The organism is Bradyrhizobium sp. 191, from assembly GCF_023100985.1.
Lineage (GTDB): Bacteria > Pseudomonadota > Alphaproteobacteria > Rhizobiales > Xanthobacteraceae > Bradyrhizobium > Bradyrhizobium diversitatis.
In genome coordinates, this window is sequence record NZ_CP064692.1 from 1400625 (window position 1) to 1412804 (window position 12180).

Here is a 12180-nt window from a genome sequence, read left to right on the forward strand (position 1 = left end):
GCCCGCCCTTATGCCGCGACAGCTTGAGGCAGGATCGGCGCGACCGCGTCGAAGCGCGTGCCGGCACGCAGGCAGAACGCCGGCTGCAGCAGGCGCTCGGCGATCACCTCGTTCTTCTCGTTGTCCGTGAGGACGAAGCGGCCGTTCTGCTCCGAGAGCACGGAGACATCGGCATCCATGCCGACCTTGAGCGCACCGATCTCCCCGCTGCGGCCGAGCATCCTGGCGGGATTGGAGGTGACCATCGGCACCACCTGCTCCAGCGACAGGCCGAGCGCCATCATCGAGCTCATCGCCTGGACAAGGCTGAACTTGGCCTGTCCGGCGAAGGGATGATTCTCCTCATCCTCATGCTGGTCCGGCGTTCCCGCCGGCGCGGGCACATGGGTGTTGTAGCCGTGGATGTCGGCGCCGAGCGTAGTCGGAACGATGCCGGCGGCGATTGCCTTCTTTGCCAGCCGGTAGGAGAAATGGCTGCCGTGACCGACGTCGACCTTCAGGCCGCGGTCGAGCGCGGCCCTAATCACCGGGTGCACCTCGCCCTCGCGATTGACGAAGCCGCCGGGATGGCGCGTGAAGGGATGGGCGAGAATGTCGCCCTCGCGCAGGAGCGGAATCACGCGCGTCAGGATCGTGTCGGCATCCTCGCCATTGGCGCCGCTCTCGGGCAGGCCCCAGAGCTGGCCGAAATGCACATAGACCGGCAGATCGGCGCGCTTGCCGATCTCCGCCGCCATCTCGATGACGCGAATGCCCCAGCGCGCGAAGCCGCCGATCTCGGCATGCGCCTTGATGCCGCGCACGATGTCGAGATTGGCCGTCGCCGCCTTCACGGTCGCGTCGATGTCGACGCCATCGGGGCTGTAGAGCTGCGGATAGAAGTGTCCCTCAAGGCCGCCGACGAGATAGGCGGAGATAAATGCATAGACGCGCGAGGCCGAGGCTTCCGCGATGAAATGGCGAAAGCCCGGCAGCGTCATGCAGGACGGACCGCCCTGATCGACCAGCGTCGTCACACCCGATTGCACGCCGACCATGTCGGGATTCATGCCGAAGCGGCCGGAGACATATTGATAGACATGGGCGTGCGTGTCGATCAGCCCGGGCAGCACCAGCTTGCCGCCGACGTCGACGACCTCCCTGGCGCTGGTCGGCAGAATGTCGGACGCGACCGCAGCAATCTTGCCGTTGCGGATGGCGACGTCCTTGATGCCATCGACGCCGGAGGCCGGACAAATCACGCGACCACATCGCAGCAGAAGGTCGAAGCTGGCAGTGACGGACATGATGCTCTCCTCTTCTCGCGCGGGCGACGGCTTCGCCCGAATTACGAAGCATGCTTCGTATTTTGACATTACGAAGCATGCTTCGCATTTTGACAAAAGCAAGCATCGTGCCATGATCCTGATGTGGCAGGCGCACTCGAATCGAGCTAAGCGCGGCAGGGTTTCGGCTTGGGAGAGTGTGCATTGCGGCAGGCGAAGACACGTCGCGGCGGGACGAGGCACCGCCCCTGGCCCTTGTCGGAACGGCCCGGCTATCTGATCCGCCGGCTGCACCAGATCCACGTCGCGCTGTTTCAGGAGGCCTGCGGCGAATTCGAGGTCACGCCGCTGCAATACAGCCTGCTTTCGGCGCTGGCGGTGCGTGAAACCGCCGATCAGACCACTTTGGCGGCCGATATCGCCCTCGATCGCACCACGACGACCGGCGCCTTGAAGCGGCTCGCCGCCCGAAACCTCGTCGAGCGCGCGGTGAACAAGGACGATCGCCGGGCCCGGCTGTGCCGACTGACACCGGCCGGAGCCGCGCTGCTGGTCAAGATCGAGGGCGCAGCGCGACAGGCGCATCGTGCGACGCTCGGCGATTTGAGCCAGCGGGAGCAGGCGCTTTTCATCGACATGATGCAGCGCATCGTGGCCGGCCATCCCAGTCGCGACAGCGCTGCTGCCGTATTCGATTAGGAACAGTGCTGCGCTTTTGAGTTCGGCTGCTCAATTTATCATCGTACCGCTGCCCGGCCGAGCAACATCGCCCGCCTCTCGCCGGCGCGGCAGACATGCCGAAGCGTACGCTCGCGCAAGATCGGCCAACGCTTGAAAACGCAATCGCATCCGGCGCGACGCGCATGACCCCCGGCATCGACGCCCGCCCGCTCGGCCGCCCCGCAATTCCATGGCACGATTTATGCTGCGGTGATGCGAAGCGTGCTTCGTATTGGGGGATGTCATGACGGATTCCGAACTTCGCGCTGATATTCACAGCATCGAGCCAATTCCCGACGCGGACCGGGACTCCAGCGGGCCGCAGCAGATGTGGATCTGGGCCGGCGCCAACATCGCGCCGGTGAACTGGGCGCTCGGCGCGCTCGGCATCATCCTCAAGCTCGGCCTGATGGAGACGATCGCGGTCATCGTGCTCGGCAACATCGTCGGCTGCGCGATCTTCGCGACTTTCACCGTGATGGGACACAAGACCGGCGTCAACCAGATGGTGCTGAGCCGGTCCGCCTTCGGCGTCCGCGGCGCCTACCTGCCGAGCATCCTGATGTTCCTGATGACGCTGGGCTGGATCGGCGTGAACACCTATTTCCCGGTCAAGGTCTCGATGGGCATCCTCGGCCAGTTCGGTATTCCCGACACCTGGCTGATCGAGCTCGTCGTCATCACGCTGGTGATGGCGGTGCAGGTGATGATCGGCGTCTACGGCTTCTACGCGATCCGCACCTTCGAGAAGTACACGGTGCCGCCGACCATCGCCATCATGGTGCTGATGAGCGTGCTGGCCTGGACGCGGCCCGGCGTCGTCAACTGGAGCCTGACCACCTCGCTGCCGCCCGGCGCGCATCTTGCGATGCTGACGATGCTCATGACCGCAATCGGCGTCGGCTGGGGGATTTCCTGGGTCACCTGGGCCTCCGACTATTCGCGCTTCGTGCCGCGCTCCACGCCATCGAAGGCCGTGTTCTGGTACAGCTATGTCGGCATGTTCGTGCCGACAGTCTGGCTCGGCATTCTCGGCGCGACCATTGCCTCGACGACGCTGGACACCGACCCTGCCAAGATGGTCAGCGCGGTGTTCGGCGGTCCCGTCAGCATCCTGGTCCTGTTGATGGTGCTGCACGGCCCGATCGCCACCAACATTCTCAACGTCTATTCGGCGGCGCTGGCGGCCCTGAGCGCGGGGCTGAAACTCTCGCGCTTCTGGCTCACCGTCATCGTCGGCGTCGCCGGCTATCTGGTTACCCTCTACTTCATCTTCGCGCCGTCGTTCGCGAAGGCGTTCGACCATTGGATGATCAGCCTGCTGTTGTGGATGAGCCCGTGGGCCGGCGTGGTGCTCGCCGACTTCTTCATCAAGCGCAAGGGCAAGATCGAGGTGGCCGAGCTCTACCGGTCGCCGGAGAGCAGCGCCTATGGCGACATCAACTGGGCCGGCATGATCGCGTTCTTCGCCGGCCTCGTTTCCGGATGGCTGGTGCAGGACGGCCTCGTCAGCGCGCTGCAGGGGCCGATCTCGATCAATCTTCTCGGCGGCGCCGATCTGAGCTGGCTGTTCGGGATCGGTGTGGCGGGCCTGGTCTATCTCGGGCTCGGCAAGTTCGCGACCTCGCCCACACCGGCGGTCGCGAGCCGTGCCGGCAGCTAGCCGCAGAGCGCTGACCTCGTCTCTTCGTCAGCGCTTGCGGCCAACCGCACGATCATGTCGCCGGGCCCAAGTCCTCCGGCGACATGAGGGCGCAATCGCCACAGGCTTTCGCCCTCGACCAGCGGCGGCATGGGGAGCTCGTGGTCGGCGAAATTGGCGGCGATCTGCAAAACGTCGCCCTGCTCCGTGTGCCAGCGCACATCCACGCCGCCCATGCGGGGATCCGTGCCGAACAATTGTCGCTGCGCCGAAACGAACCCACGTTTGATCAGCGGCACGATCTTCTCGCGCCGCACCGTCAACAACTGCGCCGTCAGCGCCCGGAACCTGGTGCCGGAAGGCGATTGCTCGATGCTGGTCCAGTCCAGCTTTGAGGCCAGGAAGGTTCCTTCGTCGCACGGGTCCGGAATTCTGGCGCGCGTTTCGGGAGTTGCGAAAGCCTTGAAATGCGAAAACTCCTTGCGCCGGCCTTCCCGCGTCAATTCGGCAGCTTCGCCCGTCCAGTCCGCAAAGAACAGGAAGGGCGTGTCGGCGGCGGCTTCCTCACCCATGAACAGCATCGGAATATGCGGGCTCAGCAGCACCAGGGCCAGCGCGAGCTCCAGCCTGTCCGGATCGACCAATCGGGACAGCCGTTCCCCGAAGGCGCGGTTGCCGACCTGGTCGTGGTTCTGGGCGAAGAAGATGGTCGCTTCGGGCGGCAGATCAGCACTCGGCTCGCCGCGCGGCTCCTGGTGCAGAGGAAAGACTTCGCCCTGATAGGCAAAGCCCTCGGTCAGGGATCGCGCGAGATGTTCGAGCGGCTTGTCTGCGAACGCCCGGTAATAGCCTTCGTCCTCGCCCGTGAGCAGGACGTGGAGCGCGTTGTGAAAATCGTCGCCCCACTGCGCGTCGTAATACCTCGCCCGTCCCTGCGAACGCGCGAGCAGGTGCGCCTGATTGGCCTCGTTCTCCAGCATCAGATAGACGTGCCGGCCCCCGAGCTGACTGCGCACGGTCTCGGCCAGCTCGATCAGGAAATGCCGCTCGGAATCGTCCTTCAGCGCGTGGACCGCATCGAACCGCAGCCCGTCAAAGCCATAATCGCGCAGCCACATCAACGCATTCTCGATCAGAAACCCGCGCACGAAAGCGCCGTCGGGTCCTTCGAGATTGACGGCAGGCCCCCAGCCCGTGGTGTGGCGCGCCGTGAAGAAGTTCTCCGCATAAAGATGCAGATAGTTCAGCTGCGGCCCGAAATGGTTATAGACGACATCGAGATAAACCATGATGTCGAGGGCATGCGCGGCCCGCAGCAGCCGCTTGAGATCCTCGGGCCGGCCGTAGCGGGCATTCGGCGCGTTCAGGAGCACGCCGTCATAGCCCCAATTGTGCCGGCCGGGGACGTCGTTGAGCGGCATCAGCTCGATGGCGGTGATGCCGAGATCGCGCAGATAAGACAGCCTCTTCTCGACGCCGGCATAGGTGCCCTCCTCGCTGAAGGTGCCGACATGCAGCTCGTAGATCACGGCCTCCGCCCAGGGACGGCCCGGGTAGAGAACCGGGTCCCTCAGCGCAGCCGTATCGATCACCTCGCTGGGCGCACCGACGTCGTCCGGCTGGAAGAACGAGGCGGGATCGGGAACGACGAGACCTTCGTTGATCCTGAACTGATAGCGCGTGCCGGCACGCGCGGTCGGGCTCAGCAGTTGATACCAGCCGTCGTCGTCGCGCGGCATCCCGCGGGGCGGCTGGCCGACTTCGAGCAGTTCGACCGATCGGGCCGTAGGCGCCCACAGGTTGAACGAGACCCCATGATCGAGGACCTGTGGGCCGTGGCGCCGGCTCTGCTCGGCCGTTCCCAGTGTTTGCCTCAAGCCCGTCCCCTTTCGCCTGCATGCCCTGCGCCTCGGCATGCTTCAAGATCGCTTGCAAGCGTCGGGGCGACAAAGCGGAGCCATGAGCGTTCGTTCCTCGGTGGCGGCGACGCCGGACATTTGCAGCATGCAGGGAACGGAATCACTGGCGCAACGGTTAGCGTTCCAGACAGGAGCCGCCGCCATGCGCCGCCCGAGACCGCAGACCATCCGTAACAAGCTCGACGTGACCGACCGCGCCCAGGTGCGCCTGCTCAAGAAGCGCCTTGGACTATCGGACGCAGAGCTCACCGCGATCGTCGGGCGGATCGGCAATTCGATCCCGGCCATCAGCAAGGAGGCAGCTCTGCAAAGGGCCAAGGTGCTGACCAAGCCGGTCGCTGTGCCTGCCGCCGCGTTGATCACTTCGGCCAGCGCCGGCGAGCCGGTCACGACCGAGGTCGCGGCAACCGTGACGACGTCCTGACGGGCTATTCGGGGGGAAGGATGGATCAAACAGTACAGTCGGACGATGCCCTGACGCGGGCGGCCTCGAGCCTGCGCCGCACCCGGATCACCGAGGGCAGACCATTCCCGCTGGGCGCCACCTGGGATGGGCTCGGCGTCAATTTCGCGCTGTTTTCGGCTCACGCCGCCAAGGTCGAGCTCTGCCTGTTCGACGACACCGGTGAAACTGAGCTCGAGCGTATCGAGCTTCCCGAATATACCGACGAAGTCTGGCACGGTTATCTGCCTTCCGCCCGCCCCGGGACGGTCTACGGCTACCGAGTCCATGGCCCTTACGAGCCCGACGCCGGCCACCGCTTCAATCCCAACAAGCTCGTGCTCGATCCCTACGCCAGGCAGCTGGTCGGCCAGCTCCGCTGGGGACCGGAGCTGTTCGGCTACCGGCTCGACGATGCCGACAAGGATCTCTCCTACGACGAACGCGACAGCGCGCCGTTGATGCAGAAGTGCCGCGTGATCGATCCCGCCTTCACCTGGGGCGCATCGCGCAAGCCGGAAGTGCCTTGGGAGCGGACGATCGTCTACGAGATGCACGTCAAGGGGTTTACCCAGCTGCATCCGCTGGTGCCGGAAGCCGACCGCGGCACGTTCTCGGGCCTGGCACATTCGGAAGTCCCGGCTTACTTGCGCTCGCTGGGCATCACCAGCGCCGAGTTGCTGCCGATCCACGCCTTCGTCGACGACAGCTATCTCGTCGAGAAAGGCCTGCGCAACTACTGGGGCTACAATTCCATCGCCTTCTTCGCGCCTGATCCGCGTTACCTCAAGACGCCGGCCGCGAACGAGTTCAAGGCCATGGTCAACCAGTTTCACGCCCATGGTATCGAGATCATTCTCGACGTCGTCTACAATCACACCGCGGAAGGCAACGAGCTCGGCCCGACCCTGTCGTTCAAGGGCATCGACAATGCCAGCTACTACCGCCTGCTGCCCGACCAGAAGCGCTACTACATCAACGACACCGGCACGGGGAACACCGTCAATCTTTCGCATCAGCGCGTGCTTCAGCTCGTCGCCGATTCCCTGCGCTACTGGGCCACTGAGATGCGGGTCGACGGCTTCCGTTTCGATCTCGCCACCATCCTTGCGCGCGAACCCTATGGCTTCGATGAAGGCGGCGGCTTCCTCGATGCCTGCCGCCAGGATCCCGTGCTCTCCAGCGTCAAGCTGATCGCGGAGCCCTGGGACATCGGTCCCGGAGGCTACCAGGTCGGCCAGTTTCCGCCCGGCTGGGCCGAGTGGAACGACAAGTTCAGGGACACGGTGCGCGCCTTCTGGAAGGGCGACCCGGGCACGCTGGCCGACTTTGCCAAGCGCGTATCGGGATCCGGCGACCTCTTCAACAAGCGCGGGCGGCGGCCCTGGGCCAGTGTCAACTTCGTCACGGCCCATGACGGTTTCAACCTGAACGATCTCGTCTCCTACAACGACAAGCACAACGAGGCGAATGGCGAGGACAATCGCGACGGTCACAGCAACAACCATTCCTGGAACTGTGGTGTCGAAGGGCCGACCGACGATCCGGAGATCACCGGCTTGCGCGAGCGCCAGAAGCGGAATCTGCTGGCGACGATGCTGCTGTCGCACGGCACGCCCATGCTGCTCGCCGGCGACGAGTTCGGGCACACCCAGAACGGCAACAACAATGCTTACGCCCAGGACAACGAGACCACCTGGCTCAGCTGGATGGGCATCACCGCGAACGGCCGCAGCCTGCGCGAGTTCGTGCGCAAGCTGATTGCCACCCGCAAGGCCTTTCCCATCCTCTACCGCAGCCGCTTCCTGGTCGGCTCGCACAACGAGGAGCTCGACGTCAAGGACGTCACCTGGCTCTCGCCCTCCGGCGAGGAGATGACGACGGAGCAGTGGCAGGACGGCAATGCCAAATGCTTCGGGATGCTGCTCGACGGCCGCGCGCAGGAGACCGGGATCAAGCGCCGGGGCTCGGATGCGACCATGCTGCTGGTCTACAACGCGCACCACGACGTCGTGAACTTCACCCTGCCGGAGGTCACCGACGGCCGCAGCTGGCTGGGCCTGATCGACACCAATCGGCCTGACGCGCCCATGGCCGAATTCGAGTTCGGGCACGCCTACGCGGTGACCGGGCGATCCCTGCTGACGTTGGGCCTTGCCAACGATAACATCGCGACGCGCCGCCTGCGGCAGGGTCTCGGCGCCCTGCTGGACATCGCCGACACACCTCTTCCGGGCTGAAGCGCGATGCGATGAGGATGAATCGTCATCACGCTCCAGGTTGTTGTTCAAGCACGATCTTTTCGGAAAACCGCTGCGCACTTTTCCCGATTATGCTTTAGACTGTCGTCCGCAGCACGCCATGGACTGCGGGGTGCTGGGACCAGGCATGGTGAAGCCTCCGAGGCGGAGGACTGATCAGCTTGGAACACCCGGTCACGGGCCGCGTTCATTGTCGAAATTGGAGGTTTCGATGAGACCTTTGTTGATAGCTGCCGCCGCGCTGTCGATCCTGACGAGCTTCGGCTTTTCGACCGCCGCGGTGGCGCAAGACCGCTACTGCCTCCAGGGCCGGATCTGGGGCTATCCGGGCAACTGCCAGTTCGCCAGTTACGCGCAGTGCATGGCAACCGCATCGGGAACGAACGCCTATTGCGGCATCAATCCCCGCTACGCCTATGCGCGCCACTACAGAGGATACCGGTGATCAGCCTGACGTCCAGGCTGGCAAGCGGAGGCGGTTTTGCCTGATCGTGGCGCCGAGCCGGGCGGCGCAATGGCAGCCGAGCTTCCGCTCACCGCTGTCGCCTTCTCCGGTGGTCTCGGCCTCGGTGCGTATCATGCCGGCGTGTTTGAAGCGCTCAGCTCTCTTCGATCGCCGATCGACTGGGTGACCGGTTCATCGGCAGGTGCCATCACGGCGGCACTGATCGCGGGAAGCCCGAGCGGCGATCGGCTGCGTAACCTGCGGAGCTACTGGCACGGGACGGATCGCGCGCCTGCGATACCGAACGCCGGCCGCCATCTCTTCGCCTGGTTCAGCTCGATCAACACTCGCCTCCTCGGTCATGCCGGTTTCTTCCATCCCCGCCTCCCGATCCCGGCATCTCACTTCGGCGGCCTTTACGATCTCGGCCCGACCCGCGAACGCCTCCACCAGCTGATCGATTTCGGACGCCTGAACGGCGGCGATCCGCGCATCACGATCTGCGCCACGGACCTCGAAAGCGGCGATGCCGTGCTGTTCGACTCGTCGTCGCAGCGGATCGAAATGGACCATATCCTGGCCAGCTGCGGATTCCTCCCTGAATTCGCTCCGGTGCAGATCGCCGGCCGGTGGCTCGGCGATGGCGGGTTCGCGCTGAACGCGCCTTTCGACCCGATCCTGGAAACTGCGGGCCCACTCCGCCTGTATGTCATCGATCTCTTTCCGCGCGACGGCAAGGTCCCGGACGGGCTCGAGGCTGCGGCCGAACGCAAGAGCGACCTGACCTTCGGCAACCAGACCTTCCAGCGCCTTGGCTACGCCCTGGAAGCCCGTCGGCTCCGCGCCGAGCTTCAGGACCTTGATTACGACGACGAGGTCTATCTCCTGAGCTATCGCCCGGGCCGCGAGGAAGCTGGTCCCGAAAAGTCGTTCGATCTGTCGGAGGCAGCCATGGCGCAGCGCTGGCGGGCCGGCTTTCTGGACATGCAATATGCCGCAAGCCTCGCCCCGATCCCGAACGGAATCTGCAGCGTGCGGCGGCCATAGCGATGTCTCTCAACGGGCAGGGAGCGAGCTGCTCTTAGAACGTCCCCGCCACAGTGACCCTGAACGTCAGCGGCTCCACCGGGTGCAGCACGTAATCCATCACGCCGTTCTGACAGACTGCCGTCGGCGCTGTGCCCGATGTGCAGAGATTGTAGAGCGAGTCGGTCTTGAGCAGCGACCCATAGGCATAGGTGATCTGGTTCGCCTTCGTGTTGAAGAGGTTGAGCACGTCGAGCTGGATGCGCCAGCCATTGTCGATGCGATAGCCGAGGCGGCCGTTGAAGAGGCTGGTCGCAGAGGAGCGGAACGCATTGTCTTCGGTCAGCGGGCTCGAGGCCAGGTAGCGCCAACGCACGGTTCCGAACCAGCCGGTCTTCTCGCCCAGCGTGACGCCGGCTGACGCCACCATCGCCGGTGCGTTCGGGATGTAGTTGCCTGGGGCATTGCCGATCTGCGCCTCGGGATAGCCGGCAAGCGAGGCATAGACCTCCGCCTGCTCGCTGTCATAGCCGCGAAACCGCGCATGCGTCATTGCAAGATCGGCGTCGATGTCGATCCAGGACCTTGGTCGGTAATGGTTGGTCCACTCGAAGCCGTAGCGGCGGCTGGCGCGGGTTGCCGAGGTATCGCCGGCATCGCCGGAGAACAGGATCTCCGAATCCTGATCCAGGATGAAGAGGCTGAGCGAGGTGTCGAGGCCCGCAACGATCCTGCTGCGGACGCCGACCTCCGCGCCTCTGGTGCGCACCAGCAGCGGCGACGGCGTGAGCCTTGTCGCGGGATCGGTCGGATCTTCCGTCGTGGTCGCGCCGCGGGCGTCGTTCGAATGCATGCCGTAGCCGGCACCGAGGAAGAATTCGGTCTGGTTGAACGGACCAAGCACCATCCTGAATTTCGGGCTGCCGAGCGCGGCGTCGGCGCGGCCGGAATTGGCGGTGTTGAACAGCGAGGTGACATCAGCGGCATAATAGTCGCCGCGCCAGCCCAGCGTCGTCCTGAGCCAATCGGTCCAGCGCACCGTGTTTTCGGCATAGACCCCGACGCTGCCCTCGCCGACCTTGTCGCTGCGGACATTGGAGAGAAAGCCGCGCTGGAAAGTGTCGGTCAGCGCGAGGTCGATCGCATCATAACGCGATTGCAGGCCGACCGTGGTCTGCGTCGGCAGGCCCGCGAATGAACCGTTCAGCGTACGCGAGACGTTGGCGCCGGCCATCAGGCGGTCGTCGTGCTGGTGAAACTGGTCGCCGAGCACGGGATCGTCGAGGAAGTAAGTGAAGTTGTTGAAGAGGTCGAGCTGGCTCTTCACCACATAGGCATTGGCCTTCCACGACCCGAGATCGTCGCTCTGCGCGATGCGGCCCGACAGTGCAAAACGGTTGGTGTTGCCGCCGTCGGTCGGATCCTCCGAGCCGAAGCGGTCGAGCAAGCCACCCGTAATCGCGCGCTGCGGCACCTGGTCGGTCGAATTCCATCTGTTGACGTAGGCCATGCCGGTGACGGACAGGCCGTCGGTCGCGGTGCCCTGGCTGTAGCGCACGAGGCCGTTGAGCTTTCGCACATTGTCCGGATTGTCCCACGGGCCGTTGTAGGTCCCAACTTCGCCAGCCACCAGCAGCGAACCGTCACCGACTTTTGCGGAGTCCATGCCGAGCAGGCGGCGATAGCCGAAACTGCCGACCGTCACCTGCGCGAGTCTCCTGGTGCGGTCGATCAGGCCGATATGAACGCTTCCGACCGAGGCGAAGTCGCCTTCGTCCGCGAAGTAAGGCCCCTTGCGCACGTCCATGGCGGCGATGGTTTCCGGGATCAGCCAGTTGAGATCGGCATAACCCTGGCCGTGCGCGTGGGTGCGCATGTTGACGGGGACGCCGTCGACCGTGATCGCAAGATCCGTGCCGTGGTCGAGATTATAGCCACGTAGGAAATACTGGTTGGCTTTGCCCTCGCCGGAATGCTGCGTGACGATCAGACCCGGGACGGCTTCGAGCACCTCACCCGGCCGCGAGACCGGGCGCGCGTTGATCTCATCGCCGGAGACAGTGATCTCGCTGGCCATGCCGGGCTCGCCCTTTGCACCCGAGCCGGCACTGCGCGCATCCGACGCCTGCGTCGGTGCAGGATACAGGATGATGCGGTGACTGGCCGCAGCCGGCCTGCCGGTGCGGCGCGATGCGGCCGGCCTCTTGCGCCCCGGCGTCTCGCTGACACTGACCTGGACCGGCGGCAGCTCGCGTGCGGCGCTATTGCTCTGCGCAAGGGCGCGGCCGTCATCCGCGAGCAGCGCCAGGGCCGAGAGTGCCGTCAGCGCGCCGCCACGACGGCCGGACTTAGGCCGTCTCAATCGCATCGGCGCATTCCAAAACCTTCGTCCCGGCAGTCCCAGGCTCGACCGCCCGCAAATTCCGCCTCGCCACTCGCTCCATCAGCCCCGCCTTCACA

General features: G+C 64.8%; 9 protein-coding genes. 6 read left to right on the forward strand and 3 right to left on the reverse strand.

All coding sequences use genetic code 11. The features are described 5' to 3' along the window. Positions 1 to 8 precede the first annotated feature (8 nt). On the reverse strand, positions 9 to 1286 hold the full coding sequence (locus IVB23_RS06530) for an amidohydrolase/deacetylase family metallohydrolase (RefSeq protein ID WP_247802990.1): 1278 nt from the start codon (positions 1284 to 1286) through the stop codon (positions 9 to 11). A 183-nt stretch (positions 1287 to 1469) separates the two neighbouring features. Here IVB23_RS06530 and IVB23_RS06535 point away from each other — a divergent pair, with 183 nt between their 5' ends. Next, positions 1470 to 1964 carry a MarR family transcriptional regulator gene (locus IVB23_RS06535; protein ID WP_247802991.1) on the forward strand — a complete coding sequence of 165 codons (495 nt, stop codon included), beginning with the start codon at positions 1470 to 1472 and terminating at the stop codon, positions 1962 to 1964. A 265-nt stretch (positions 1965 to 2229) separates the two neighbouring features. Then, on the forward strand, positions 2230 to 3648 hold the full coding sequence (locus tag IVB23_RS06540; RefSeq protein WP_247802992.1) for a cytosine permease: 1419 nt from the start codon (positions 2230 to 2232) through the stop codon (positions 3646 to 3648). Here the strand turns inward: IVB23_RS06540 and treZ are convergent. After that, positions 3645 to 5504: a malto-oligosyltrehalose trehalohydrolase gene (treZ, locus tag IVB23_RS06545; protein WP_247802993.1), complete on the reverse strand. Its 1860-nt coding sequence runs from the start codon at positions 5502 to 5504 to the stop codon at positions 3645 to 3647. The two genes, IVB23_RS06540 and treZ, sit on opposite strands and share 4 nt — an antisense overlap. A 184-nt stretch (positions 5505 to 5688) precedes the next feature. On the opposite strand from treZ, the gene IVB23_RS06550 reads away from it, so the two are divergent. From IVB23_RS06550 to IVB23_RS06565, 4 genes are all read left to right on the forward strand, one after another. Beyond that, positions 5689 to 5970, forward strand: a complete 282-nt coding sequence (locus IVB23_RS06550) for a DUF3606 domain-containing protein (RefSeq protein WP_061882051.1) — start codon at positions 5689 to 5691, stop codon at positions 5968 to 5970. 20 nt (positions 5971 to 5990) lie between these two features. After that, complete coding sequence (gene glgX, locus IVB23_RS06555; protein WP_247802994.1) at positions 5991 to 8228, forward strand: glycogen debranching protein GlgX; 2238 nt, start codon at positions 5991 to 5993, stop codon at positions 8226 to 8228. Positions 8229 to 8460: 232 nt separating this feature from the next. Continuing rightward, complete coding sequence (locus tag IVB23_RS06560) at positions 8461 to 8694, forward strand: DUF3551 domain-containing protein (RefSeq protein ID WP_061882049.1); 234 nt, start codon at positions 8461 to 8463, stop codon at positions 8692 to 8694. 36 nt (positions 8695 to 8730) lie between these two features. Continuing rightward, positions 8731 to 9741 carry a patatin-like phospholipase family protein gene (locus IVB23_RS06565; RefSeq protein ID WP_247802995.1) on the forward strand — a complete coding sequence of 337 codons (1011 nt, stop codon included), beginning with the start codon at positions 8731 to 8733 and terminating at the stop codon, positions 9739 to 9741. A gap of 34 nt (positions 9742 to 9775) precedes the next feature. On the opposite strand, the gene IVB23_RS06570 is transcribed toward IVB23_RS06565, so the two are convergent. Beyond that, positions 9776 to 12088 (reverse strand): TonB-dependent receptor, encoded by a 2313-nt coding sequence (locus IVB23_RS06570; protein ID WP_247802996.1) that lies wholly within the window; start codon positions 12086 to 12088, stop codon positions 9776 to 9778. Between the last annotated feature and the right edge of the window lie 92 nt (positions 12089 to 12180).